The organism is Kitasatospora sp. NPDC047058 (assembly GCF_040643935.1).
Lineage (GTDB): Bacteria > Actinomycetota > Actinomycetes > Streptomycetales > Streptomycetaceae > Kitasatospora.
The window spans coordinates 1-26290 of record NZ_JBEYVJ010000025.1 but is presented as its reverse complement, the minus strand read 5'-3'; the positions used below and the strand labels follow the sequence as shown (position 1 = coordinate 26290).

Sequence of the window (26290 nt, the reverse complement as noted above, 5' to 3'; positions counted from 1 at the left end):
CCCGAGGTATCGGTGGGGGTAGCCCGGGGGGCGGTGCGCCGATGTCGCGGCGGCCGCTCCGGTTCTGGTGGTTCTGCTCCAGAGTACCCCAGGGGGTATTTCCCGGCCGCCGGCCACCCGGCGGGGCGCCCGCCGGGCACCCCGCCGGGACCGGGCCTACGGCGCGTCGGCGGGGTCGGCGGCGCTGACCGGGACGTCGGGTCGGCGGAACCAGGAGCCCTGCACAGCCCACTGGACGAGCATCAGCACGACCCCGAGGACCAGGGCGCCGATGCCGATCACGGTGACGCCGCCGGTCTCGCCGAAGACCGGCAGGTCGATCGACGTGGAGCCGTAGTCGGGGTCGGCGTAGACGTCGAAGGCGCCGTAGCAGAAGAAGTACAGCAGCATCAGGCCGCCGGCCAGCGGCGCGAGGCCCTTGAGCACGAAGTCGCGGACGCTGCGGGTCAGGACCCTCCGGTAGTACCAGACGCAGGCGAAGCCCGTCAGGCCGTAGTAGAACGCGATGGCCAGGCCGACCGAGGCGATCGAGTCGGCCAGGACGTTGCCGCTGATCGCGGTGAGCAGCACGTAGAAGGCGATCGAGGCGACGCCCATGCCGACGGTCGACCAGGTCGGGGTCAGGAAACGGGGGTGGACCCGGGCGAACTCGGTGGGGATGGCCTTGTGCGCGGCCATCGAGAAGGTGGTCCGGGCGGTCGGCAGGATGGTTGTCTGGGTGGAGGCGGCGGACGACGTCAGCACCATGAAGATCAGCAGCTTGGTCAGGAACCAGCCGAAGCCGGTACTGCCGAACACGGCGCCGCCCAGGGAGGACAGCACGTCCCCCGAGTTGTCCTCGTTGCCGAGCCCGATCCCCTCGGTGCCGATGCCCGCGAAGGCCTGGGCCGAGGTGGACACCAGCGCGTAGATGAGCAGCAGCAGGACGGTCGAGATGACGGCGGCGCGGCCGGGGGTGCGGGCGGCGTCGGCGGTCTCCTCGTTGACCGAGACCGCGGTGTCCCAGCCCCAGTAGATGAAGACGGCGGCCAGGATGCCGGCGGTGAAGGCGGTGGACGAGGTGACCTCGAAGGGGTTGAACCACGAGGCGTCGACCTGGATCGCGGTCGGGGGCGGGCTGTCGCCGTAGACCTTGACCAGTGCCGTCACCGACAGCACCACCAGCATCACGACCTCGACGGTGAGCAGCCAGCGCTGCAGGGCCGCGGAGATCTCGATGCCGATGTAGCAGATGGCGGTCATCACGACGATCCAGACCACCCCGGCCACCGTGGTCCAGGCCGTGCTCTCGGCGAGGCCGTCGAAGCCGAACAGCCGGAAGCCGTACACGCCGGCGATCTGCGCCAGGTTGGCCATCACGATGATGTCGGCCGCCACGATGCCCCAGCCGCCCAGCCACCCGGTGCGCGGCCCGAACGCGCGGGCGCCCCAGGTGAAGGTGGTGCCGCAGTCCGGGTCGGAGGCGTTGAGCTCCTTGTAGGCGAACGCGATCAGCAGCATCGGGACGAACGCCAGGATGGTGATGATCGGCGCCTGAAGGCCCACGCCCACCACGATGAGCCCGAGCGTGGCGGCCAGGCTGTACGCGGGGGCGGTGGAGGCCAGGCCGATGGCGACCGAGGAGACCAGGCCGAGGGCGCCGGTCTTCAGGCCCTTCTCTCCGGCTCGGGAGCTCACCACCGTGGGCGCGGCGGGCGGGGGAGGCGTTTCGCCTCCGGGGGGACCGTTCATCGGTGAAACCTCCCGATCCGGTGCGTGGGGGCCGGGCGTTGGGGGACGGACGCCGACCGGATCACCTCAGGCTACGTCCGGAGCCCGGTCGCGGCCGCCCGGCTGCGCCCGTCCGGGGCCCGCCCTGCGAGGGGCCCCGGCCGGGCGCCCGGGTGGCCGGGCGGTCAGGTGGCGGTGCCGCAGTACTGCTGCTGCTTGCCGATCACCCGGTAGACGCAGTCGGCCGTCTCCACCAGCCGTAGCACGGCCTCGCGGTTGCGGCTGGTCTCCCGGCCGATCACCTCGTCCGGCGGGTAGAAGCCGCTGCTGCCGTTCGGGCCCGGGTACATCTCGAAGGTGTACGCGAAGATCCGGTGCGCGCCCCACAGCCAGTCGTCGATCGCGCCGTCGGTGATGTAGAGGTCGCTGGACTGTTCGGGCGTGTAGCCGTTGGTGCCGGCCATGCTCCGGCCGAGGGTGGCGAAGGTGTTGGCCTCGTCGGTGCTCATGCCGGTGGCGGTGTCGGCGGTGGTCCAGCCGAACGGCCAGAGCACCAGCTCGCTGTAGGTGTGGAAGTCGATCGCCGCGGTGATCTGCTGCTTGCCGCCGACCACCCGGCTGCGGACGAAGTCGGCGACCACCTTGGTCTCCTTGGCGGACTCGGGCGCGCCGCCCCGGTAGGTCTCGCTGGAGGTGGAGCCGGAGGAGCCGCCGCAGCAGCCCCACTTGTAGTCCCAGTTGCGGTTGAGGTCGGTGCCGACGCTGCGGCTGCCGGAGTTGGGCTGGCGGTCCTTGCGCCAGCTGCGGTAGCGGCCGGTGGCGATGTCGTACTCGCCGCCGTCCGGGTTGAGGTCGGGGATCACCCAGATCTCGCGGCTGTTGACGGCGTTCGCGATCCGGCTGTCGGTGGCGTACTTGTCGCCGAACTCGTGCAGCAGGTAGAGCGCCATCTCGACGGTGAGGTGCTCGCGGGCGTGCTGGTGGGCGGTGAACAGCACCTCGGGCTCGTTCTCGTCGGTGCCGACGTTGTCGCTGATCTTGACGGCGACGATCGGCCGGCCCTCGTAGGAGGTGCCGATGACGCGCTTGCTCATGATGTCGGGGTGCGCGGCGACCACGGCGTCGATGTCGGCGGCGGCCTCGGCGTAGTTGTGGTACCCGGAGTCGGCGGGCGGGAAGTCGTACAGCGGCGCCGCGGCCGTGTTCTCCCGCTCGTCCTCGCCGTACCGGGGGCCCGGCAGCGGGGTGGCGGACCAGCCGAGCGCGCGCAGGCGGGCGAGCTCGGCGGGGGTGGCGGTGACCACCACCGAGCCGTCCCGGACGGCGTCGACGGAGGCACCGGTGGCGGCGACGGCGGTGCGTTCGGCGACGGTGCGGGGGCCGTCGACGCGGTACTGCCGGGCGGTGTCGGCCGTGGCGTCGGCCGCGGCGACGGTGTCGCCGGTGACCGGCTGTGCGGCGACCCGGGTGGTGAGCGGGGAGGCGAGGGCGAGGGCGAGCAGCACGGCGGTGACCGCGGCGGGCTTCCCTCGGCGGGGCAGTCGCATGACTGTCCTCCTGTGGGGGGTCCGTAGGGACGGAACGGGGAGGAGCGGCGCGCGCCAGCATGATGGTCCGTCAGTGTCATGGGTTCGTCAATAAGCTGGCGCAACAACGGTGGTGCCGGGGGACCGGCCGGAATGCGGGGCGGGGCGTTCCGTCAGACCCGTTCCCCCGTCAGTCGGGCCGCACCGGTGGTGCGGGCCAGCCGGCGCGCCGCCCCGCACGCCGTCAGCAGCCAGGCCGCCGCGGCGATCCAGAGCAGCACCCGGCCGAGCGTGTCCAGCCACGGGACCTGCGCCGCGGCCGCCGTCGAGAGGGCGGCGACGGCCGTCATGCCCAGCGGGAAGACCGTGGACCAGCGGCGCAGGTCGTAGCGGAGCCGGGGCCTGGCCACCTCGAAGCCGAGCAGGACGAGGTACCAGCCGAGCGAGACCGCCAGCAGGACGAACGTCGTGGTGCGCAGCACCGAGTGCGCCGCCCCCGACCAGACCCCCGAGGCGAGCAGCTTGGACCCGGCCAGGGCGCAGATGGCCGTCGCCCCGCCCGCGACCCAGTGGTCGCCCGCCCCCACCGCCAGCTGGCGGACGTCGAAGCGGGCCAGCGCGTCGGCGTACAGCGCGAGACCCAGCAGGAACAGCACCAGTGCCGCCCAGCCGAGCCAGTCGCCGGCCTGCGGGGTGAGCACCGCCGCCAGGACGGCCAGGCTCTCGGTGGCCACGCAGATCAGGAACGCCGCGCCCGGCACCCGCCGGCCGAGCCGGTGCAGCACCGCCGGGAGCAGCACCGCCCAGGCCGCCGTGGCGAGGACGAGCAGCGCCGCCGCCACCGCGGTCCAGCCCAGCAGGTCGAGCCGGACGCCGAGCACGTCGGTGGCGGCCACCGCGGTGAGGGCCGGCGGGGTCGCCGCCCGGCCCAGCCAGCTCCGCCGGTCGACGGCCAGCAGCGTGGCGAAGCCGGCCGCGAGGAAGAGCCAGAGCGCCCCGGCCAGGACCAGCGTCACCGCCGAGAGCACCGTGAAGCCGGTGAGCCGGAAGCCCACCGAGACGATGCCGGTCGCCATCACCGCCCCGCCGGTCGCCGGGGCCGGCGTGGCCCACCGGGGGATGCCGTGCTCCTTCATGGGCCCATCGCAGCGTCAGGCCGGTGGTCCTGCCAGTCGGCGGCGCCCGACGTGGGAGGGGGCGGCCGGCCCGCGGGCACCCGATGGGACCACCCGGTGCGCGCGTCCGGCCGGTTTCGGATTCGATGGGCTCACGCCGCGCCGCCGCGGGCCGGTCCGGACGGGCCGTGGCCGGACGGAGCGCGGCCGGACGGAGCGCGGCCGAAGGGGCCGTGGCCGAACGGGAGGGGCGTCAGGTGCCGGAGCCGACGAACGAGCCGGGAACGCCGCTCCTGCGGGCCGGCCGGTTCTTCCGCCGCGGGACGGCGGCGCCCGACCTGCACAGCGTGCGGATCACCGGCGGACGGGAGTCCGACGCCTTCTACCGGGACCGCTGGAGCCACGACAAGGTCGTCCACTCGACCCACGGCGTCAACTGCACCGGCTCGTGCCGGTGGAAGGTGTACGTCAAGGACGGGATCATCACCTGGGAGACCCAGGCCACCGACTACCCCTCGGTGGGCCCGGACCGGCCCGAGTACGAGCCGCGCGGCTGCCCCCGCGGCGCCGCCTTCTCCTGGTACACCTACTCGCCCACCCGGGTCCGGTACCCGTACGTGCGCGGCGTGCTGCTGGAGATGTACCGGGAGGCGCTGGGCCGTCTGAAGGACCCGGTGCTCGCCTGGGCGGACATCCAGGCCGACCCGGAGCGCCGTCGCACCTACCAGCAGGCCCGGGGCAAGGGCGGCCTGGTCCGGGCGGGCTGGGAGGAGGCGGTGGAGATCGTGGCCGCCGCCCACGTCCACACCGTCAGGACGCACGGGCCGGACCGGATCGCGGGCTTCTCGCCCATCCCGGCCATGTCGATGGTGTCGCACGCGGCCGGGGCCCGCTTCCACTCGCTCATCGGCGCGCCGATGCTCTCCTTCTACGACTGGTACGCGGACCTGCCGGTCGCCTCGCCGCAGGTGTTCGGCGACCAGACCGACGTGCCGGAGTCGGGGGACTGGTGGGACGCGGCCTACCTGGTGATGTGGGGCTCCAACGTGCCGGTCACCCGCACGCCGGACGCGCACTGGATGGCGGAGGCCCGCTACCGGGGCCAGAAGGTGGTGGCGGTCTCCCCGGACTACGCGGACAACACCAAGTTCGCCGACGAGTGGATGCACCCGCACCCGGGCACCGACGGGGCGCTCGCCTTCGCCATGGGCCACGTGATCCTCAGGGAGTTCTTCGTCGACCGGCAGGTGCCGTTCTTCGCCGACTACGTAAGGCGGTTCACCGACCTGCCGTTCCTGGTCACCCTGGCCGAGCGGGACGGGGCGTACGTTGCCGCGAAGTTCCTCCGGGCGAGTGAGCTGGGCGGAACGGGCGGGGACGGGGCCGGCGAGGAGGCCCTGGCCGGCGAGGGGTCCGGCGAGGGCGCCGAGTGGAAGCTCACCGTGCTCGACGAGGCGACCGGCCGCCCGGCCGTGCCCAACGGCTCGCTCGGCTTCCGGTGGACCGAGTCCGGCAAGGGCCGGTGGAACCTCGACCTCCAGGGCCTGCGCCCCCGGCTCTCGCTGTACGGCGACGCCGCCGCCACCCCCGTCGAGGTGCTGCTGCCGCGCTTCGACACCGAGGACGGCGGGCACGGCCGGGGCCGCGGCGGGACCGTCCGCCGCGGCGTCCCCGCGCTGAGGATCGGCGGCCCGGACGGGCCACTCGTCACCACCGTCCACGACCTGCTGCTCGCCCAGTACGGCGTCGGCCGCGACGGGCTGCCGGGGGAGTGGCCCGCCTCCTACGAGGACGCCGACAGCCCCGGCACGCCCGCCTGGCAGCAGCGGCACACCTCCGTCCCGGCCGCCCAGGTCGTCCGGATCGCCCGGGAGTTCGCGCGCACGGCCGAGGAGTCCCGCGGCCGGTGCATGATCCTGATGGGCGCCGGGACCAACCACTGGTTCCACTCCGAGACGATCTACCGCACCTTCCTCGCGCTGCTCACGCTCACCGGCTGCCAGGGCCGCAACGGCGGCGGCTGGGCGCACTACGTCGGCCAGGAGAAGTGCCGCCCGGCCACCGGCTGGGCGACCCTCGCCGCGGCCACCGACTGGTCGCGCCCGCCCCGCCAGATGATCGGCACCGGCTGGTTCTTCCTGCACACCGACCAGTGGCGCTACGACACCTTCTCCGCCGACGTCCTCGCCTCCCCGCTCGGCACCGGCCGGTTCCGCGGTCTGGCCGCCGCCGACCTGCTGGCGCAGTCCGCCCGGCTGGGCTGGATGCCCTCCTACCCGACCTTCGACCGCAACCCGCTCGACCTGGCCGACGAGGCCCGTGCCCTGGGCCGCGACCCGCGCGAGCACGCCGTCGGCGAACTCGCCGCGGGCCGGCTCGGCTTCGCCTGCGAGGACCCGGACGCCCCCGCCAACTGGCCCCGGGTGATGACCCTCTGGCGGGCCAACCTGCTCGGTTCCTCCGGCAAGGGCGCCGAGTACTTCACCCGGCACCTGCTGGGCACCCACTCCTCGCTGCGCGCCGGCGAGGCCCCCGCCGCGGTGCGCCCGCGTGACGTCCGCTGGCACGACGAGGCACCGGAGGGGAAGCTCGACCTGCTGCTCTCGCTGGACTTCCGGATGACCTCCTCCACCCTGCTGTCGGACGTCGTGCTGCCCGCCGCCACCTGGTACGAGAAGCACGACCTCTCCTCCACCGACATGCACCCGTACGTGCACGCCTTCACCCCGGCCGTCGACCCGCCCTGGCAGGCCCGGACGGACTTCGAGGCCTTCCACGCGATCGCCGGGCGGTTCAGCGAACTGGCCCGCGACCACCTCGGCACCCGGCACGACCTGGTCGCCACCCCGCTCCAGCACGACACCCCCGGGGAGACGGCGCAGCCGGGCGGCGTGGTCCTGGACTGGCGGCGGGGCGAGTGCCCGCCCGTGCCCGGCGTCACCCTGCCCCAACTGACCGTGGTGGAACGCGACTACACGGCGATCGGCGCCAAGATGGCCTCCCTCGGCCCCCTGGTCGAACGCCTCGGCCTGCCCGCCAAGGGCGTGCTGCTCCACCCGGACGAGGAGGTCGGGCAGCTGAAGGCGCTCAACGGGGTCGTCCGCGGCGGCCCGGCCGACGGCCGTCCGGCGCTGGACACCGCGGTCAAGGCGGCGGACGCCATCCTGGCGCTCTCCGGCACGACCAACGGCCGGCTGGCCACCCAGGGCTTCCGGGCCCTGGAGGAGCGCACCGGCCGGGAGCTGGCCGGGCTCGCCGCCGAGCAGGCGGCCCGGCGGGTCACGTACGCCGACACCCAGGCCGCGCCCGTCCCGGTGATCACCTCGCCGGAGTGGTCCGGCAGCGAGGCCGGCGGCCGGCGCTACAGCCCGTTCACCCTCAACACCGAACACCTCAAGCCCTGGCACACCCTCAGCGGCCGGCAGCACTTCTTCGTCGACCACGACTGGCTGCACGAACTGGGGGAGGCGCTGCCCGTCTACCGGCCGCCGCTCGACCTGCACCGGCTCTTCGGCGAACCCGCCACCGGGCCCGACGGGCACCGCGAGGTGACGGTCCGCTACCTCACCCCGCACAACAAGTGGTCGATCCACTCCGAGTACCAGGACAACCTCTTCATGCTCGCCCTCTCCCGGGGCGGACAGGTCGTCTGGATGTCGGCCGAGGACGCCGCGGCCGTCGGCGTCCGCGACAACGACTGGATCGAGGCCGTCAACCGCAACGGCGTCGTGGTCGCCCGGGCCGTCGTCTCGCACCGGATGCCGGCCGGCACCGTCTACATGCACCACGCCCAGGAGCGCACGGTCAACGTCCCGAGGGCCGAGGCCACCGGACGGCGGGGCGGCATCCACAACTCGCTGACCCGGGTCCTGCTCAAGCCCACCCACCTGATCGGCGGCTACGCCCAGCTCTCCTGGGCCTTCAACTACCTGGGACCGACCGGGAACCAGCGCGACGAGCTGACGGTGATCCGCCGCCGCAGCCAGGAGGTGGAGTACTGATGGCCCCGCGTGAAGCGCCTCGTGAAGCGCCTCGTGAAGCGCCTCGTGAAGCCCCGCGTGAAGCGCCTCGCGAAGCGGCCCCCGGGCGGGTGATGGCCCAGGTCGCGATGGTGATGAACCTCGACAAGTGCATCGGCTGCCACACCTGCTCCGTCACCTGCAAACAGACCTGGACCAACCGCCGGGGCATGGAGTACGTCTGGTTCAACAACGTCGAGACCCGGCCCGGGCTCGGCTACCCGCGCCGCTACGAGGACCAGCGGACCTGGCGGGGCGGCTGGCGGCTCGACCGGCGCGGGCGGCTGAAGCTCCGACAGGGCGGCCGGCTGTTCAAACTGGCCTCGATCTTCGCCAACCCCGTCCTGCCCACCCTGAAGGACTACTACGAGCCCTGGACGTACGACTACCGCACCCTCGTCGACGCCCCGCTCGGCGAGGACTACCCGGTGGCGCAGCCGCACTCGCTCGTCACCGGCCGGCCGATGGCGGTCGAGTGGTCGCCCAACTGGGACGACGACCTCGGCGGCGCCCCCGAGCACGCGCCCGCGGACCCCGTCGTGGAACGGATGCGCGAGGAGGTGGGCCGGCGGATCCGCTTCGAGTACGAGCAGGCCTTCATGTTCTACCTTCCCCGGATCTGCGAGCACTGCCTCAACCCGGCCTGCGTCGCCGCCTGCCCCTCCGGCGCGATCTACAAGCGCGCGGAGGACGGCATCGTCCTCGTCGACCAGGACGGCTGCCGCGGCTGGCGCCAGTGCGTGACCGGCTGCCCGTACAAGAAGGTCTACTTCAACCACCGCACCGGCAAGGCCGAGAAGTGCACCTTCTGCTACCCGCGCGTCGAGGTCGGCCTGCCCACCGTCTGCTCCGAGACCTGCGTCGGCCGGCTGCGCTACCTCGGCGTCCTGCTGTACGACGCCGACAAGGTCACCGCCGCCGCCTCGGTCACCGACGAGCAGGCCCTGTACCAGGCACAGCTGGACGTCTTCCTCGATCCGGCCGACCCCGCGGTGCGGCGGGCCGCCGAACGCGACGGCGTCCCGCACGACTGGATCGAGGCCGCCCGCCGCTCGCCGGTGCACACCCTGATCAGCACCTACCGGGTCGCCCTGCCGCTCCACCCGGAGTACCGGACGCTGCCCATGGTCTGGTACATCCCGCCGCTGTCCCCGGTGGTCGAGGCGGTCGCCGCGAGCGGCCACGACGGCGAGGACGCCGGCAACCTCTTCGGCGCGATCGACGCCCTGCGGATCCCGCTCGAGTACCTCGCCGGACTGTTCACCGCGGGCGACACCCGCCCGGTGCGCGCCGCCCTGGACCGGCTCGCGGCGATGCGCTCGTACATGCGGGCCGTCAACCTCGGCCGGGAGCCGGACACGGCGGCTGCCGCCGCGGTGGGGCTGAGCGGCGAGCAGACCGAGGAGCTGTTCCGGCTGCTCGCGATCGCCAAGTACGAGGACCGCTACGTCATCCCGACCGCCGCCCAGGCCGACGCCCGGCAGCTGGAGGAGTCCGCCGTCGCCCAGGGCTGCAGCCTCGACGGCATCCCGGGCGACGGACCCCTCGACGACGGCCCGTTCGGCTCCGGCTCCGGCCGCCGGCCGCTGCCGCTGGTCACCGTCGAGAGCTTCCACGCCCTGCGCAGGCGCCAGACCGCCGACGAGGAGGAACCGCCGAAGTGAACGACGACCTCGCACTGCTGCGCCGGACCGCCGCCGAGTGCCTCTGCTGGCCGGATCCGGAGACCTGCGCCGCCCTCCCGCACCTGCACGAGGCGCTCGTGCCCGTCCGCCACCCGGCCGGGCGGCCGCTGCGCGCCTTCCTCGGCTGGGCGGGTGCCCGGACCGCCGCCGAACTGTCCGCGCACTACACCGGTACCTTCGACTTCACCCGGCGGCACAGCCTCCACCTGACCTGGTGGACCGACGGCGACACCCGGCGGCGCGGCGAGGCGCTGGTCCGCTTCAAGGCGGCGTACCGGGCGGGCGGCCTGGAGTTCGACGGCGAGGAACTGCCGGACTTCCTGCCCGCCGTGCTGGAGTTCGCGGCCGCCACCGGCTCGGACGCGCTGCTGCGCGAGCACCGGCCCGCGCTGGAACTCCTCCGGCTCGCCCTCACCGAGCACGGCACCCCGTACGCCCGGGTGCTCGCCGCCGTCTGCGCCACCCTGCCCGGGCCCTCGCCGAAGGACCGGGCCGCCGCGCTGGCCCTCGCCCGCAGCGGCCCGCCGCAGGAGCGGGTCGGCCTCGACGGGCAGCCGCCGTACGGGCACCTGGGCCTGCTCCCCGTCCTGACCGGAGGCCGCCGGTGAGCACCTTCCTCTGGGGCGCCCTGCCGTACCTCGCCCTCGCGCTGCTGGTCTCCGGCCTGGTGTGGCGCTACCGCTACGACCGCTTCGGCTGGACCACCCGCTCCTCCGAGCTGTACGAGTCGCGGCTGCTGAACATCGCCTCGCCGCTGTTCCACTACGGCATCCTCTTCGTCCTCGCCGGCCACCTGATGGGCCTGTTCGTCCCCGCGGCGTGGACCGACGCGGTGGGCCTGGACGAGCACGCGTACCACCTTCTGTCGCTGTTCGCGGGCTGCGCGGCCGGGTTCCTGGCGGTGGCCGGGATCCTGCTGCTGGTCTACCGCCGCCGCACCAACGCGGCCGTCTTCCGGGCCACCACCCGCAACGACAAGCTGATGTACGTCGTGCTGCTCGCCGCGATCGTGCTGGGCCTGGTCGCCAAGCTGATGCACTCCTCGCTCAGCGCGGGCTACGACTACCGCGCCACCATCGCGCCGTGGGCCCGCAGCCTGTTCACCCTGCAGCCGAAGACCGGCCTGATGGCGGCCGCCCCGCTCGCCTACCGGATCCACGCGGTGGTCGGCCTGGCCCTGTTCGCCCTGATCCCGTTCACCCGCCTCGTCCACATGTTCAGCGCCCCCGTCCAGTACCTCTTCCGCCCCTACCTGGTCTACCGCACCCGCGACCCCCGCGATTCCCGCGGGCCCGCCGCCCGACCGCCCCGCCGCGGCTGGGAGCGGATCAAGTACTGACCCGCCGGCGGCCCGATCTATGCTGCCGGGGTCGGATGATCATCGGAGTGACGGGGGAACGGCATGGAGCACCGGATCGAGCGCATCGGGCCAGGGGGCTGGGAGCGGATGCGGGAGGTACGGCTCGCACAGCTGCTGGACACGCCGATGGCGTTCATGGAGACGTACGAGACGGCGCTCGGCCACGGCGAGGACGAGTGGCGCGCGCGGGTGGAGCGGGTGAGCGCGGCCGGGAGCGTCGGGTTCGCGGCCGTGGCGCCGGACGGCCGGTGGGTCGGGACGATGATCTCGTTCACGCCCGTGCCGGACGAGGCCCTGCTGGTGGGCGTCTGGGTGGACCCGGCGTACCGCGGCCGCGGGCTCGGCGTCACCGACGGCCTGCTGGACGCCGTCCTCGACTGGGCGCGCGAGGAGGCCGGGGCGCACCGGCTGCTGCTGCGGGTGCACGAGGACAACCCCAGGGCGACGGCCTTCTACCGCCGCCGGGGCTTCGCGCTCACCGGCGAGTCCGAGCCCTACGAGCTGGACCCGACCGGCCTGCTGCTGGAAATGGCCCTCCCGCTGGACTGACCGTCGGACGCCGGCGCCCGCCCGCCCCACGGCCGGGCGCCGGTCGCCACCCGCTCGCCGTCGACGGCGGCCACACGGCAGGCGGGTGCCGCCCCGCAGACGGGTGCCGCCGGCGGGCCCGCAGTGGTGGCCTCGCTTCAGAACGGTTCGAAGCTCGGCTGAACGGGCCCGATCCCACACGCGGCGGCGAGTTCCTCCAGATCCGCCGGTTCGAGGAACTCCAGAGCTTCCGGCTCGACGCCGTGGTACCGATCCACCTCGAAGAGCCGCTTCACGAAGGCGAGGGCGAAGCTTGAGAAGGGGCCGTCGAAGGTCTCGTAGCCCTCCTCGTGGATCATCGTCACGATCTTCCAGCGGTCCGGGTCCGGATCGCAGGGCAGGAAGAAGTGCTCGTCGCCGCTGTGGTCGTATCCCCACGAGATCAGCCCGCCCGGCTCGGGGTGGAAGGCATACGGGAAGCGCCGGGAGTCGCCGCAGTCCAGGGCGCCGCGTCGACGTTCGGAGAACGTCCGATGGGTCTTGATCATGCGCTCCAGCAGTGGGCTCGATCCCTGCGGGTGGAAGACGACGAGTTCGCCGGAGATGACCCCACTGCCGCAGGCATCCAGGAACGCCTTGAAGTCGCCGGGCAGAGCGGAGCCCACGTGGTGTTCGACGTCTGTCCAGTTGTCGGTGTCGGACACCCCGTGGGCGGGGATGCCCAGGAGGGCCCGCAACTCATCCAGTGAGGACACGAACTGCTCCCAGGGCTGTGAGCGATGGGGTCTGGGCTGCCATCCTATGAGCACTCCCAGTAGAAGCGGCCTTCGCGGTGGTCGGGGCTGACGAAGGCGAAGCCGTAGCCGTAGCCGAAGTTGAGGACGTACGGATCGTCCTCGCCCTCGCCGGCATCGCTGATCTTGAACAGGAACTGCCAGGGGGAGTCGACGCGGGCGTAGTGGTTCGGGTAGCAGGCGGCGCCGCCGAGGTAGTCGTGCAGATCCTCCCCGCCGGGGACTTCGACGTCGGGACCGTTGCCGCGCATGCTCCGCTGGAACGCCGCCGTCTCGTCGATCGAGCGGTTGATCCCGGGCGGCACCGGCTGGAGTTCGACGCGCCATTCGACGGGAGTCTCGGCGTCGTCGGGCCCCCGGCGCCACAGTGTCCGCCCACGCGTGCCGGGTGGTCCGATGGCGGTGAACGACGGGATCCGGCCGTCCGGCTGCACCAGCAGGACGGCGTCGCCGTCCTCCGGGCGGAGCCCGCCCATCTCCATGTCTTCCTCATGGAGGAAGAGGTAGGCCAGCCGGAGCTCGGGGCCGGGGATGGGGAACTGCCCGATGAACACCAGCGGCTCACCGGAGTCCGGGTGCACCGGCCAGGCCGGCGCGCTCAGCCAGACGGGCTCACCGCCGAACTTGGCCACCGGATCGGAGACCGGCTGCTCGTCGGCTCTGAGGATCATCTGCTGGCGCGGCAGGAAGGCGGCGTCGTACGGCCCCTCCGCCTGCCCAGTGGGACGCGCGATCATGAGCGGGACCCTACGCCACACCACCGACGAGTCGTGCCATCGGGCCGCGGCCCGGGTGAGCCGCCGGCTTCCGGTCGGTGGGCCCAGCCGCGAGATCCCGTGGGCGACGGCCGGCCTCTGTGCTGCAGCTCATCCCGGAAGATGCAGGAGCAGGAACTAGTTAGAGCGTTGGTACAGCCAAGCAGCTGAGCAATGGTCAAGACCTGTGAACGAGATGACGTGCGAGCAGGCTGCGGCGCCCAGCCGGGTCGGTCCTATGCTGACGGCCGTGCAGGTACTGGGTATGAGCAGTGAGGACGAGATGGTCGCCTGCTTCTTGAGCGGCGAGCTGTACAGCCGGAGGTTCGGCCCGAACCTCCGGTCCCATCTGGCGGCGGCCGGGCAGGCCGAGCAGTTGCTGACGCATCCGGATCTCTCCGACGCTGGAGAGAACATCGCACGTCGCGCTCTGCTCGCTGCGACGCGCGGGTACGGCGAGAACCGCGACTTGTTCGAGAACTTCCCCACTCACGTCACGTGGACCAGGGCGCTCCTGTCCGCCGACGAGGCGGCCGCCGTACGCTACCTCGACTATTCCTACTGGGTCGAAGTGTCGGGTGGCAGCCGCCGGCCGACCGACGCGGCCGCACGCGTCAAGGCAGGGCTACGGGCGTTCGACGTGCCCAACGAACCGTTCGTCGACGCGGCCCACGCGGTCATCGGAGGTGAGCGATTTCCTCCGCTCATCCTCGTCGGCGAGAGACCGGACAACCTGGTCTGCCTTGAGGGCCACCTGCGCCTGACTGCCTACGCCCTCGTCGGCTTCCCGACCGACATCGAGTGCCTGATCGGCACCGCGCCGGCCATGGGACGCTGGGCGCGGTAGTCCAGTCGCACCAAGCTCTCGGCGCCCCAAACTAGCCTGACTGAGGATAGGTCAGCTCGGTATGGGTCGGCTGGAGGCTCCTTCAGCCATCAAGCGGCCTGCTCCTCGCGTTCGACGAGGACGCCGTTCTCGAAGCGTGCGCCGGCGCGGACCAGGAACTGGATGCCGCCCCCACTCTGATCGACTACCAGTACCGCCGGTTTGTCCTCCGGAACTGGAGCCTGTCCCTGGACCTCTGGAAGGAGATCATCGAGCACCTCCCTACTGTTCCCGGGCCCTTCCAACCGATCATGGACGACCGGAAACGGCAGGAGGCATCCGCCTTCGTGTGGGCGCAGGTCACCCAGGGTGAGCCTCGCTTCGCGCCGCGACCTGTTGAAGCAGCTCAACCAGGTCTGATCCGCAATACGTGGCTCCAGCGCTGCAGTAGTACCTGGGCCAAACTCATTCGCCCAGACCCGATGGCCCACTACGCGGCCCTGCGCGACCTCCTGCTTCAACATGCCGAGCATCTCACCCGCGAGATCGACAGCGATCCGGGTGCTGCCCGGCTTCATGTGACTGCCCGTTCTGGCCGGCCCTGTCCGGCCTCGTAGAGGTGCCTGGCCAGAGACCCGATCAGTGCGGCGGCGATGCCGACAGATATGGAATCCCGGGATGACACGCAAAATTGATGAAATTGGGGACCCCGGGGCCGCCAACAACGGTGTCGTACGCGGCTTCGCCGGGCCCGTGGCAGCGATCCGGCACCAGTTTGCGACCTCGGGATCGACCGTCTTCAGACAGGCTCTCACCCGCCCGTCTACGCACTCCGCAAAATATGGCCTGACCTGGTGTTTTCCAGGGATTCGCCTAGGCTGAGGAGTTCTGCTGGACAGCATTGGAGGGGACATCATGAGCGAGGAAGCCAGCAAGTACGACGCCAGCCAGATCCAGGTGCTGGAGGGGTGGGAAGCTATCCGGAAGCGGCCCGGGATGTACATCGGCTCGACCGGTGAACGCGGCCTGCGCCACTTGGTGTTCGAGATCGCCGACCGGGCTGTGAACGAGGTCCTGGCCGGCAACGCCAGCTGCGTCGACATCACTCTCACATCCGACAGCGGCGTGTGTGTCGCCGACGATGGGCGGGGCGTCCGCATCGACGAAGTGGGGGACACAGGCATCTCCGGCCTCGAAGCCCTGCTGAGCCGCATGCAGACCGGGGCGGGGCCCGGCGGCCGCCACGATGTGACGCTCGGCTTCTGCGGGGTGGGACCCTTCGTCGTCAATGCTCTGTCGAGCCGGATGACGGCCGAGGTACGGCGTGGGGGAGCCCGTTGGGTTCAGGAGTACGCACGCGGCGTGGCCGTCACCCCGCTCACCGAGGCAGGCACGTCGACCAGCAGCGGGACCACCATCACCTTCTGGCCCGACGCTGACATCTTCGGAACCGCGGAGTACTCGTTCGACGGGCTGGCCGAGCGTTTCCGGGAGCTGGCTTTGCTGAACCGGGGCTTGGGGATCTCTCTGACCGATCAGCGCCGACCGGGCGCGGCTCGGTCGGCGCGGTTCCGGTACCCCGACGGCGCGCGGGACTTCGTGGCCGTCCTTGACGAGCAGAAGGAAGAACCCGTTCATCCGCACATCATCGGCTTCGAGCGGGAGGAACCGCTGATGCCGGGGACGGTGGAGGTAGCCCTGCGTTGGCGTGCCTCCCGTGTCGAGCGGGTCCGGAGCTTCGCCAACAGCCGGCCCACTGACGGCGGCACGCACGAGCGCGGCTTCCGCGACGGAGTGGCGGCCGCAGTCACCGCATACGCACGTGAGCAGCGGCTGCTGACTGCGACCGATCCCGATCTTGACGCCGATCGGATCAGTGAAGGTCTGACAGCTGTCGTGTCAGTGAAGCTGGACCATCCCGAGTTCGAGGGCTCCACGCGCGGCCGGCTGGGTAACGCAGCCGTGCGCGTCTGCGTCGAACAGGCTGTCCAGGAACACCTCGGCAAGTGGCTGGGAGGACACCCGGAACAGGCCGCAGCCGTCATCGGCCGGATCATCCAAGGCGCCCGCCGGGACTGACCAGGAACAGGCCGCCCTTCCGCTGCCCGGGAATCGGGGCCGGCAGGGCGGCCTGCAGCACACGGCGGTCGCCCCTGAGCTCGAAGCCGCCCAGTGGCACGACACCTGAGCAGCCTAGAGGCCAGGGGAGGTCGCGCTTCTGCTGGGGCCGTGGGTGGACGACGGGTCCCGAACCCGACAGTCGGCGCGATATTCCCCCAGAGCGAAGGGCCTACGTTCGTTACCCTGCCGCTCATGCCCAACGTCGCGAGCCCCGCAGACACCATGTTCGAGCGCCTCCTGTGCTGCGTCTGCGGCCAGAGCACCGCTGACGCCGACGACTACGTACTCCTTGGGGTCAGCGCCCCCGGCGTCCCGACAGAGCAGTGGCTTGGCGCCCATGCGGAACACCTCAACGGTGTCCTCGCCCGCGGCTTCTCGGTCGAGGTGCACAAGATGTGACCCCGGCCCGTGACAGCCTGGGCTGTTCAGGCCTCGGTCGATCAACCTTCAGCCTTGTTTCCTGGAAACGGTAGTTGGCACCAGTGAGTAAGCGTGAGCTGGTGATTCCCGGACGACGGGACACGCTTGTTGGAACCTTGTCAGTCTCGCCGGGGTATCTGCCGATCGACGTCGGCGTGAACCCCGCGCAGTTGCAACCGGGCCTTCAGGAACTCCATTTCCGACAACGTCCCCACCAGGCCGTCGCGGCAGAGTTCCCCGACCAGCTCGCGAGCCTGCGGCAACGAGGCCGCGGAGACCTCCCGAACGACCTTCAAAGCTGGGACGAGACTGGGAATCGGACCGGCCAACTGCAGTCTGACGGGTCCGTGCGCTGAGAGTAGGGCCTCCCGGACATCATCAGGTGCCCGTCCCGGGCCGGTGTGTTCGCACATGTAGGTGCCGCAGGCGTCGCACGAGAACTCCGAGTCCCACCACAACTCTTCGTGAAGGATGAACTGGTTCACCTGTCGCCTCGCCATGCTGCCGCACTCGCACCGCGAGGCGATCTTCGCTGTTTGACCGGTCACCCGGGCTCCCCGGCGTTCCACTCCCGCGGCAGATCCTCGCCGCAGAAGACGCAGACGAAGTCCTCGTCCCGCACGATGTTGAGCTCCCGGCAGGAGCGGCAGCGGCGGAAGACCAGCTCGTGCGTGAACCCGGACGGGTGATGGATTCCGATCTGGTCCAGGGCTTCGGCCACGGCCGGCCATGAGCTGACGTCCGGGCAGTAGCCGGTCGACTGGTTGCTGACCTCCTCGACCACCCACCGCCCGGACTCCTCACGGAAGCTCATCTCGCCAGCGCTCAGCACTTCTCCGCCTCCAGCACACACCACGTGCTCGCTGCGGCGCGGGGCGAGGCGCAGCACCCCACCGCTGTCGACGACGAACGTGATCGGCTCGGCCAACTCATCCAGGGTCAGCGCAGAGACCCACTCGCCGAAGTCCGCCGACGAACGGATACTCCGACCCTCACTGCCCGTCCGGGCGAGCGCCTTCAGCTCCGCCGGACCTACATATCGATACCTCTGCCCCCGCGTCTCCACGCACACCAACCTAGCGGCTCTTGCAGCCAGCACCTGGGGGATTACGGGCTCCGGCGAAGACCACGAGCGTTTCCAACCACCGGGTCAGGGCTCAATCGCTGAGCCGGGACACGATAGTTGGAACCAGCACGGTGTCGTGACCTGGCCGTTTTGACCTTGTGGGGCGCGTCTTGTTTGGAACCGTCTGGCCATCGGTCTTGCAACCTGCGGTGGATTGCCGTTCATGTGGGAACCAGTTCCGAACCATCCGGGCTCGCGGCGCCCGTGGCCGCTCTCCTGAGAGACATGGAACCGAACGAGGGCGTTCGCAGGGCAGCTGGTGCGGCGACGGCGGTTCAGCCGTTGTGGCCACCCCGTGCCGCTTGGGATCTATCCTGACCCAGTGCTTCACGAGCTTTGGGACGAAGGCGACGAGGGAAAGACGTTCTGCCTGGCCGGACCGCGCGGAGACGGGGCTCGTGCGCTCTTGTCCGAACGCGCCCGGCTCGTGTGGACCGTCGAGGCTGCGAGCCACTTCGACGCGATGACGTTGTACTACCGGCGCATGGGTTGGGGCACCTACACCACAGAGCACCCGGAGTGGGACAACCGGACCTACGCCGACCACTGCTGGGAATGATCCACGCAGTTCATCCCTCCAGCCACACGCGCCTCACGAACTACAGCTGGGGTACTGGCTGGCCCAAGAGCGATTCCAGTGCTGGGGCGCTCCGGTTCCAAGAACCGTGACCAAGTTCCAACTAACCTGTCCCGGCTCAATCGCTCGCGAGATCGATGCTCGCCCTGGACGACAGATGTCGTGCTGACACGACAGTTAGCGTGCTGAGTCACAAGAACCGATCCACAGGTCTCCAGCATTGCTCCCAAGCAGCGAGTCCCGTGGCCAACAAGCCTGGCCGGTCACAGTGGCCGTCCCGGTCGGCTTCGAGGCCCCCGAGGCAAAAACAAGCAGGCGTGCTTGCTTCTTTTGCGTGGCGGTGCCACGCTGCTCAGCGACGCCAACCGGCAGGGTAGTTGGAGGGTACGCGTGCGTTCGGTGCTGCGGATCGGCAATGCCTCGGGGTTCTACGGGGACCGCTTCTCGGCGGTCCGGGAGATGCTCACGGGCGGGCCGCTGGATGTGCTGACCGGGGACTACCTGGCCGAGCTGACCATGCTGATCCTGGCGCGGGACCGGCTCAGGGATCCGGCACTCGGCTATGCGAAGACCTTTCTGCGGCAGCTGGAGGAGTGCCTCGGGCTGGCCCTGGAGCGCGGGGTGCGGATCGTGGTCAACGCGGGCGGGCTCAACCCGGCCCGACTGGCGGCGGCGGTCCGGGAGTTGGCGGAACGGCAGGGGCTCGCGCCGGCCGTGGCGCACGTCGAGGGGGACGATCTGCTGCCGCGCCGGGCCGAACTCGGCCTTCCGGAGGGCCTGCTGGCCGCCAACGCCTACCTCGGGGCGTTCGGGATCGCCGAGTGCCTGCGGGCGGGGGCGGACGTGGTGGTCACCGGCCGGGTGACCGACGCGGCCCTGGTGGCCGGCCCCGCCATCGCCCACTTCGGCTGGGGCGAGGCGGACTCGGACGCCCTGGCCGGCGCCGTGGTGGCCGGCCACGTGCTGGAGTGCGGGGCGCAGGCGACCGGCGGCAACTACGCGTTCTTCCGGGAGCACGACGTCACGCGGCCGGGCTTCCCGCTGGCCGAGCTGCACGCGGACGGCTCCAGCGTCATCACCAAGCACCCGGGCACCGGCGGCGCCGTCACCATCGGCACCGTCACCGCCCAACTCCTTTACGAGACGGGCGGTCCGCGCTACCTCGGCCCGGACGTCACGGCCCGGCTGGACACCGTCCGGCTGACCCGGGAGGGGCCGGACCGGGTCCGGATCGACGGCGTGCGCGGCGAGGCGCCGCCGCCGGACCTCAAGGTCGGGCTGAACCGGCTCGGCGGCCACCGCAACGAGGTGGTCTTCGTGCTCACCGGGCTGGACATCGAGGCCAAGGCGGACCTGGTGCGGCGGCAGTTCGAGGAGGCCCTGGCGCCGGAGCACCGCCCGGCCGAACTGCGCTGGACGCTGGCCCGGACCGACCACCCGGACGCCGCCGACGAGGAGGCCGCCTCGGCGCTGCTCCGGCTCACCGCCCGGGACCGCGACCCGGCCAAGGTCGGCCGGGAACTCGGCCGGGCGGCCGTCGAGTTGGGGCTCGCCGGCTACCCGGGGTTCCATCTCACCGCCCCGCCCGGACCGGGCTCGCCGTACGGGGTGTTCACCGCCGCGTACGTCGACGCCGGGCTGGTCGAGCACACCGCCGTCCTGCCGGACGGCCGGCGGGTCGCCGTCCCGCCGCCGAAGCCGCAGGGCCGGGCCGGCCAGCGCCTCTCCGGACCGGAAACGCCCGAGCCGGGACTGCCCGAGCCGGGACTGCCCGAGCCGGGATTGCCCGAGCCGCCGGAGCCCGCGGGGCCGACCCGGCGTGCCCCGCTCGGCCTGGTGGCCGGCGCCCGCAGCGGTGACAAGGGCGGCGACGCCAACCTCGGCGTCTGGGCCCGCGACGAGGCCGGCTGGCGCTGGCTCGCGCACACCCTCACCGCCGACCGGCTGCGCGAACTGCTGCCCGAGACGGCGGAGTTGCCCGTCACCCGGCATCTGCTCCCCAACCTGCGCGCGGTCAACTTCACCATCACCGGCCTGCTCGGCGAGGGTGTCGCCGCCCAGCACCGGTTCGATCCGCAGGCCAAGGCCCTGGGGGAGTGGCTGCGCTCCCGCCACCTCGACATACCGGAGGCGCTGCTGTGACCGTCCTGCCCACCCGCCTCGACCCGGCGGGCGCCGACTACGCCGAGTACCGCGCCGCGATGCTCGGCAAGCTGGAGGAGCTGGCCGGTGAGCACGCCAAGGCGCTGGCCGGCGGCGGCCCCAAGTACGTCGAACGGCACCGCGGCCGCGGCAAGCTGCTGCCCCGCGAGCGGATCGAGCTGCTGATCGACCCGGACTCGCCGTTCCTCGAACTCTCCCCGCTCGCCGCCTGGGGCAGCGACCACCCGGTCGGCGCCGCGCTGGTCACCGGCATCGGCGTGATCGAGGGCGTCGAGTGCGTGATCACCGCCAACGACCCGACCGTACGCGGCGGCGCCAGCAACCCGTGGACGCTGCGCAAGGCGCTGCGGGCCAACGAGATCGCGCTCGTCAACCGCCTCCCGCTGGTCAACCTGGTCGAGTCCGGCGGCGCCGACCTGCCCAGCCAGAAGGAGATCTTCATCCCCGGCGGGGCGCTCTTCCGCGACCTCACCCGGCTCTCCGCGGCCGGGATCCCAACCGTGGCCGTGGTGTTCGGCAACTCCACCGCCGGCGGCGCGTACGTGCCGGGGATGTCCGACCACACCGTGATGGTGAAGGAGCGCGCGAAGGTCTTCCTCGGCGGGCCGCCGCTGGTGAAGATGGCCACCGGGGAGGAGTCCGACGACGAGTCGCTGGGCGGCGCCGAGATGCACGCCCGCACCTCCGGCCTGGCCGACCACTTCGCCGTGGACGAGCCGGACGCGCTGCGGCTGGCCCGGCGGATCGTCGCCCGGCTGAACCACCGCAAGCCCGGCCCCGGCCCCGATGCGCACGCCGAGCCGCCGAAGTACGACGAGGACGAGCTGCTCGGCATCGTCCCCGGCGACCTCAAGGTGCCGTTCGACCCGCGCGAGGTGATCGCCCGGATCGTGGACGGCTCGGACTTCGACGAGTTCAAGCCGCGCTACGGCGCCAGCCTCGCCACCGGCTGGGCCCGGTTGCACGGGTACCCGGTCGGCGTCCTCGCCAACGCGCAGGGCGTGCTGTTCAGCCAGGAGTCCCAGAAGGCCGCCCAGTTCATCCAGCTGGCCAACCAGCGGGACATCCCGCTGCTGTTCCTGCACAACACCACCGGCTACATGGTCGGCCGGGACTACGAGCAGGGCGGCATCATCAAGCACGGCGCGATGATGATCAACGCCGTGGCCAACTCGCGCGTCCCGCACCTGTCGGTGCTGATGGGCGCCTCGTACGGGGCCGGCCACTACGGCATGTGCGGGCGGGCGTACGACCCGCGGTTCCTGTTCGCCTGGCCGAGCGCCAAGTCGGCGGTGATGGGGCCGCAGCAACTGGCCGGCGTGCTCTCCATCGTGGCCCGGCAGTCGGCCGCCGCGAAGGGGCAGCCCTACGACGAGGACGCGGACGCCGCGATCCGGGCGATGGTCGAGCAGCAGATCGAGGCGGAGTCGCTGCCGGTCTTCCTGTCCGGCCGGCTCTACGACGACGGCGTGATCGACCCGCGCGACACCCGGACCGTGCTCGGCCTCTGCCTCTCCGCGATCCACAACGCGCCGGTCGAGGGCGCGCGCGGCTACGGCGTCTTCCGAATGTGAGAGGGACCGAAGTGATCACCAACCTGCTGGTCGCCAACCGGGGTGAGATCGCCCGCCGGGTCTTCCGCACCTGCCGGAGCCTGGGCATCGCCACCGCCGCCGTCCACTCCGACCCGGACGCCGGCGCACCGCACACCCGCGAGGCCGACGTCGCCGTCCGGCTGCCCGGCGCGGCGCCCGCCGACACCTACCTGCGCGGCGACCTCGTCATCGCCGCCGCGCTCGCCGCCGGCGCCGACGCCGTCCACCCGGGCTACGGCTTCCTCTCCGAGGACGCCGGGTTCGCCCGGGCCGTCCTGGACGCCGGCCTGACCTGGATCGGCCCGCCCCCGGAGGCCATCGCCGCGATGGGGTCCAAGACCGCCGCCAAGCGCCTGATGGCCGCCGCCGGCGTCCCGGTGCTGGCCGCCGTCACCGACCCCGTCGAGGCCGACCTGCCGCTGCTGGTCAAGGCGGCGGCCGGCGGCGGCGGACGCGGCATGCGGGTGGTGCACCGGCTGGCCGACCTGGCGGGCGAGCTGGCCGCCGCCCGCACCGAGGCGGCGAAGAACTTCGGCTCCGACGAGGTGTTCTGCGAGCGCTACCTGCCCACCGGCCGGCACGTCGAGGTCCAGCTCCTCGCCGACGCCCACGGCACGGTGTGGGCGGTCGGCGACCGCGACTGCTCGCTGCAGCGGCGGCACCAGAAGGTGATCGAGGAGGCCCCGGCGCCGGGGCTCGGCCCGGAGCTGCGCGCCCGGCTGCACGCCGCCGCGGTCGCGGCCGCGCAGGCGATCGGCTACACCGGCGCGGGGACGGCCGAGTTCCTGCTGGCCGAGGACGGCCGGTTCTACTTCCTGGAGATGAACACCCGCCTGCAGGTGGAGCATCCGGTGACCGAGGCGGTCACCGGGCTGGACCTGGTCGCCCTCCAACTCGCCGTCGCCGAGGGGGAGGCGCTGCCCCCGGCCCCGCCGGAGCCGGAGGGCTGCGCGGTCGAGGCCCGGCTCTACGCCGAGGACCCGGCCCACGACTGGCGGCCGTCCACCGGCATGGTCCACCGGCTCGAACTCCGCTCGCCGCACAGCGAGTTCGCCGGCCGGGGCCTGCGCCTGGACGCCGGGACCGGCAACGGTGACGAGGTCACCGTGCACTACGACGCCATGCTGGCGAAGGTGGTCGCCTGGGCGCCGACCCGGCCCGCCGCCGCCCGGAAGCTGGCGGACGCACTCGCCCGGGCCCGGATCCACGGACCCGCCACCAACCGGGAGTTGCTGGTCCGGGCACTGCGCCACCCGGCCTTCCTGGCCGGGCAGCTGCACACCGGCTTCCTCGCCGAGCACGCCGCCGCACTGACCGCCCCGGACGAGCGGGCCGCCGCCCTCGCCGCGCTGGCCGCTGCCCTGGCCGACGCGGCCGGTCGCCGGGGCGCCCTGCCGTCCGGCTGGCGCAACCTCCCCTCCCAGCCGCAGTCCAAGCGCTACCGAGCCGACGACGGAACCGAGTTCGAGGTCCGTTACCGGCTCACCCGGGACGGGCTGCAGGCCGAGGACCACCCCGGGACGGCCCTGGTCTCCTCCACGCCCGAGCACGTCGTGCTGCGGACCGGGCCGGTCCGGCACACCTTCGACCTGGCCCGCCACGGCGACCGGGTGTACGTCGACACCCCGGCCGGGGCCACCGTGCTCACCGCGCTGGACCGCTTCCCCGACCCCGCCGCCCACACCGACCCCGGCGCCCTGCTGGCCCCGATGCCCGGCACCGTCGTCCGCACCGCCGCCGCCGTCGGCGACACCGTCACCGCCGGGCAGCCGCTGCTCTGGCTGGAGGCGATGAAGATGGAGCACCGCGTCGCCGCCCCGGCCGACGGCGTGCTCGCCGAACTCCGTGCCGCCCCTGGCCAGCAGGTGGAACTCGGCACCCTGCTGGCCGTCGTCCAGCCCACGCCGTGACCGGGGCGCCACCGGCCGGCGTACCGCAACCCGCCCCGGCCGCCGGCGCCCCCGAAGCAAGCGACGCCCCGCCAAGCCGGCACCCCCGCCAAGCCGACGCCCCGCCCGGAAAGGACCACCGCATGTCCGCACCGCGCACCACCACCCCCGGCAGTCCGCTGATCGAGACCCCCGAACGTCAGGCCCTGCGCGACGCCGTGACCGGCCTCGGCCAGCGCTACGGCTCCGCGTACCACCTGGCCAAGGCCCGGGCCGGCGAGGCCCCCGAGGAACTCTGGGCCGAGGCGGGCAAGGCCGGCTACCTCGGCGTCAACCTGCCCGTGGAGTACGGCGGCGGGGGCGGCGGCATCACCGACCTCGCCATCGTGCTGGAGGAACTCGGCACCGCCGGCTGCCCGTTGCTGCTGCTGATCGTCTCGCCGGCGATCTGCGGCACGGTCATCGCCCGCTACGGCACCGGGGAGCAGAAGCGGCAGTGGCTGCCCGGACTCGCCGACGGCACCCGGAGGATGGCCTTCGGCATCACCGAACCCGACGCCGGCTCCAACTCCCACCGCATCTCCACCATCGCGCGCCGGGACGGCGACGACTGGCTGCTCACCGGCCGCAAGGTGTTCGTCTCCGGCATCGACCACTGCGACGCCGTGCTGTTCGTCGCCCGCACCGAAGACGCCCGCACCGGGAAGCTCAGGCCCGCCCTGTTCGTCGTCCCGCGCGACACCCCGGGCTTCGAGTACCGGCCGATCCCGATGGAACTCGTCGCCCCCGAGAAGCAGTTCCAGGTCTTCCTGGACGACGTCCGGCTGCCCGCCGAGGCGCTGGTCGGCGACGAGAACGCCGGGCTGCTGCAGCTCTTCGCCGGCCTCAACCCCGAGCGGATCATGACCGCCGCGTTCTCGCTCGGCCTGGCCCGCCAGGCGCTCGGCAAGGCGGTCGGCTACGCGAAGGAGCGTACCGTCTGGTCGGTCCCGATCGGCGCGCACCAGGGCCTCGCCCACCCGCTCGCCCAGTGCGCGGTGGAGATCGAACTCGCCCGGCTGATGACCCAGAAGGCCGGACTGCTCTACGACGCGGGCGACGACCTCGCGGCCGGCGAGGCCGCCAACATGGCCAAGTACGCGGCCGGCGAGGCGGCCGCCCGAACGGTCGACCAGGCCGTGCAGACCCTCGGCGGCAACGGCCTCACCCAGGAGTACGGCCTGGCCGCCCTGCTGGCCGCCACCCGGGTCGGCCGGGTGGCGCCGGTCAGCCGGGAGATGGTGCTCAACTACGTCGCCCAGCACACCCTCGGCCTGCCCAGGTCGTACTGACGGGCCGCAACGCCCCGCCAGAAGGGGCAGGGCGGACGGGACACGGCGGGCGGGGGCGGGCCGGCCCGGCGGACGGAGGGGAGACCGGCTCAGCGGACGGAGGAGAGATGGGCGAACACCACCGTGTTGGACTCGTACCCGGTCCGCTGGTCGAACTTCCCGCCGCAGGTGATCACCCGCAGCTCCGCCCGGTCGGTGTCGCCATACACCAGCGTGTCCGGGAAGTCCTTCTTGGCGAACACCCGCACGTCGTCGATGCTGAACACCGCCGTGCGCCGGTCCTTGCGGACCACCTCGACGGTGTCGCCGCGGCGCAGCAGGCCCAGCCGGTAGAAGACGGCCGGCCCGGTGCGGTTGTCGGCGTGCCCGACGGCGAGCGCGTTGCCCCGCTCCCCGGGGGTGACGCCGTCCCGGTACCAGCCGGCCAGGTTGCGCTGGTCCATCGGCGGGCTGGCGAGGTGGCCGGTGGCGTCCAGGCCGAGGCCCGTCACCGGGGCGTCCACCTTGATCGACGGGATCCGGATCCGGGTGGGCGCCGAGGCGGGCAGCGGCGCGTGCACCGGGGCGGGCGGCGGTGTCGGGGTGGCGGGCGCCGGTGACGGCGGTCCGGCGGCCGTCGCCGCCGGGGCCGGCCCGCCCGCGGTGTACTCCGGGGGCAGCGGCGGCCCGCCGCCCTCGGTGCTGCCGTCCTGCACCAGCCACGCCCCGGCGGCCACCGCCACGGCGACGGCCCCGGCCGTCTGACGGCCG

Annotated in this window: 22 protein-coding genes; 13 read left to right on the top strand and 9 right to left on the bottom strand. The window is 72.4% G+C overall.

Annotated features, from left to right (window positions below; genetic code table 11):
• Positions 1-156: 156 nt before the first annotated feature.
• From ABZ885_RS06180 to ABZ885_RS06170, 3 genes are all read right to left on the bottom strand, one after another.
• Entirely contained in the window at positions 157-1677 is a 1521-nt protein-coding gene (locus tag ABZ885_RS06180; RefSeq protein ID WP_360183904.1) for an APC family permease, read from the bottom strand.
• 218 nt (positions 1678-1895) lie between these two features.
• Entirely contained in the window at positions 1896-3257 is a 1362-nt protein-coding gene (locus tag ABZ885_RS06175) for a M14 family metallopeptidase (protein ID WP_360183902.1), read from the bottom strand.
• A 152-nt stretch (positions 3258-3409) separates the two neighbouring features.
• Positions 3410-4372, bottom strand: a complete 963-nt coding sequence (locus ABZ885_RS06170; protein ID WP_360183900.1) for a tellurite resistance/C4-dicarboxylate transporter family protein — start codon at positions 4370-4372, stop codon at positions 3410-3412.
• 236 nt (positions 4373-4608) lie between these two features.
• On the opposite strand from ABZ885_RS06170, the gene ABZ885_RS06165 reads away from it, so the two are divergent.
• The 5 genes from ABZ885_RS06165 to ABZ885_RS06145 all read left to right on the top strand — a co-directional run bounded on the left by ABZ885_RS06165 (position 4609) and on the right by ABZ885_RS06145 (position 11964).
• Positions 4609-8352 carry a nitrate reductase subunit alpha gene (locus ABZ885_RS06165; RefSeq protein WP_360183898.1) on the top strand — a complete coding sequence of 1248 codons (3744 nt, stop codon included), beginning with the start codon at positions 4609-4611 and terminating at the stop codon, positions 8350-8352.
• A gap of 92 nt (positions 8353-8444) precedes the next feature.
• A complete protein-coding gene (gene narH, locus ABZ885_RS06160) occupies positions 8445-10034 on the top strand; it encodes a nitrate reductase subunit beta (RefSeq protein ID WP_360183896.1) in 1590 nt (529 codons plus the stop codon).
• On the top strand, positions 10031-10663 hold the full coding sequence (narJ, locus tag ABZ885_RS06155; protein ID WP_360183894.1) for a nitrate reductase molybdenum cofactor assembly chaperone: 633 nt from the start codon (positions 10031-10033) through the stop codon (positions 10661-10663). Before narH ends, narJ begins: the two co-directional genes overlap by 4 nt.
• A complete protein-coding gene (gene narI / locus ABZ885_RS06150) occupies positions 10660-11394 on the top strand; it encodes a respiratory nitrate reductase subunit gamma (RefSeq protein WP_360183892.1) in 735 nt (244 codons plus the stop codon). Before narJ ends, narI begins: the two co-directional genes overlap by 4 nt.
• Before the next feature lie 63 nt (positions 11395-11457).
• Complete coding sequence (locus ABZ885_RS06145) at positions 11458-11964, top strand: GNAT family N-acetyltransferase (protein ID WP_360183890.1); 507 nt, start codon at positions 11458-11460, stop codon at positions 11962-11964.
• A gap of 137 nt (positions 11965-12101) precedes the next feature.
• Here ABZ885_RS06145 and ABZ885_RS06140 read toward each other — a convergent pair whose 3' ends face one another.
• Both ABZ885_RS06140 and ABZ885_RS06135 read right to left on the bottom strand, forming a co-directional pair.
• Positions 12102-12698 carry a hypothetical protein gene (locus tag ABZ885_RS06140; protein WP_360183888.1) on the bottom strand — a complete coding sequence of 199 codons (597 nt, stop codon included), beginning with the start codon at positions 12696-12698 and terminating at the stop codon, positions 12102-12104.
• Between the two features lie 44 nt (positions 12699-12742).
• Entirely contained in the window at positions 12743-13474 is a 732-nt protein-coding gene (locus ABZ885_RS06135) for a hypothetical protein (protein WP_360183886.1), read from the bottom strand.
• A 268-nt stretch (positions 13475-13742) separates the two neighbouring features.
• On the opposite strand from ABZ885_RS06135, the gene ABZ885_RS06130 reads away from it, so the two are divergent.
• Positions 13743-14339 carry a hypothetical protein gene (locus ABZ885_RS06130; protein ID WP_360183885.1) on the top strand — a complete coding sequence of 199 codons (597 nt, stop codon included), beginning with the start codon at positions 13743-13745 and terminating at the stop codon, positions 14337-14339.
• An 89-nt stretch (positions 14340-14428) separates the two neighbouring features.
• Here ABZ885_RS06130 and ABZ885_RS06125 read toward each other — a convergent pair whose 3' ends face one another.
• Entirely contained in the window at positions 14429-14896 is a 468-nt protein-coding gene (locus tag ABZ885_RS06125; protein WP_360183883.1) for a hypothetical protein, read from the bottom strand.
• A 337-nt stretch (positions 14897-15233) separates the two neighbouring features.
• On the opposite strand from ABZ885_RS06125, the gene ABZ885_RS06120 reads away from it, so the two are divergent.
• Together ABZ885_RS06120 and ABZ885_RS06115 are read left to right on the top strand one after the other, a co-directional pair.
• A complete protein-coding gene (locus ABZ885_RS06120; protein ID WP_360183881.1) occupies positions 15234-16397 on the top strand; it encodes an ATP-binding protein in 1164 nt (387 codons plus the stop codon).
• A gap of 234 nt (positions 16398-16631) precedes the next feature.
• Positions 16632-16838: a hypothetical protein gene (locus tag ABZ885_RS06115; RefSeq protein ID WP_360183879.1), complete on the top strand. Its 207-nt coding sequence runs from the start codon at positions 16632-16634 to the stop codon at positions 16836-16838.
• A 140-nt stretch (positions 16839-16978) separates the two neighbouring features.
• On the opposite strand, the gene ABZ885_RS06110 is transcribed toward ABZ885_RS06115, so the two are convergent.
• Positions 16979-17344 carry a hypothetical protein gene (locus ABZ885_RS06110; RefSeq protein WP_360183877.1) on the bottom strand — a complete coding sequence of 122 codons (366 nt, stop codon included), beginning with the start codon at positions 17342-17344 and terminating at the stop codon, positions 16979-16981.
• A 59-nt stretch (positions 17345-17403) separates the two neighbouring features.
• The gene (locus ABZ885_RS06105; protein WP_360183875.1) at positions 17404-17925 is read right to left on the bottom strand and encodes a hypothetical protein; all 522 of its coding nucleotides are present in this window, start codon (positions 17923-17925) and stop codon (positions 17404-17406) included.
• Positions 17926-18307: 382 nt separating this feature from the next.
• Here ABZ885_RS06105 and ABZ885_RS06100 point away from each other — a divergent pair, with 382 nt between their 5' ends.
• The 5 genes from ABZ885_RS06100 to ABZ885_RS06080 all read left to right on the top strand — a co-directional run bounded on the left by ABZ885_RS06100 (position 18308) and on the right by ABZ885_RS06080 (position 25540).
• Positions 18308-18544 (top strand): hypothetical protein, encoded by a 237-nt coding sequence (locus ABZ885_RS06100; RefSeq protein WP_360183873.1) that lies wholly within the window; start codon positions 18308-18310, stop codon positions 18542-18544.
• Positions 18545-18952: 408 nt separating this feature from the next.
• Positions 18953-20704 (top strand): acyclic terpene utilization AtuA family protein, encoded by a 1752-nt coding sequence (locus ABZ885_RS06095; protein ID WP_360183871.1) that lies wholly within the window; start codon positions 18953-18955, stop codon positions 20702-20704.
• The gene (locus tag ABZ885_RS06090; protein ID WP_360183869.1) at positions 20701-22299 is read left to right on the top strand and encodes a carboxyl transferase domain-containing protein; all 1599 of its coding nucleotides are present in this window, start codon (positions 20701-20703) and stop codon (positions 22297-22299) included. The genes ABZ885_RS06095 and ABZ885_RS06090 overlap by 4 nt, the downstream gene beginning before the upstream one ends.
• A gap of 11 nt (positions 22300-22310) precedes the next feature.
• Entirely contained in the window at positions 22311-24230 is a 1920-nt protein-coding gene (locus ABZ885_RS06085) for a biotin carboxylase N-terminal domain-containing protein (RefSeq protein ID WP_360183867.1), read from the top strand.
• Positions 24231-24352: 122 nt separating this feature from the next.
• Positions 24353-25540: an acyl-CoA dehydrogenase gene (locus ABZ885_RS06080; protein WP_360183865.1), complete on the top strand. Its 1188-nt coding sequence runs from the start codon at positions 24353-24355 to the stop codon at positions 25538-25540.
• An 89-nt stretch (positions 25541-25629) separates the two neighbouring features.
• Here ABZ885_RS06080 and ABZ885_RS06075 read toward each other — a convergent pair whose 3' ends face one another.
• Positions 25630-26256: a class F sortase gene (locus ABZ885_RS06075; protein ID WP_360183936.1), complete on the bottom strand. Its 627-nt coding sequence runs from the start codon at positions 26254-26256 to the stop codon at positions 25630-25632.
• Between the last annotated feature and the right edge of the window lie 34 nt (positions 26257-26290).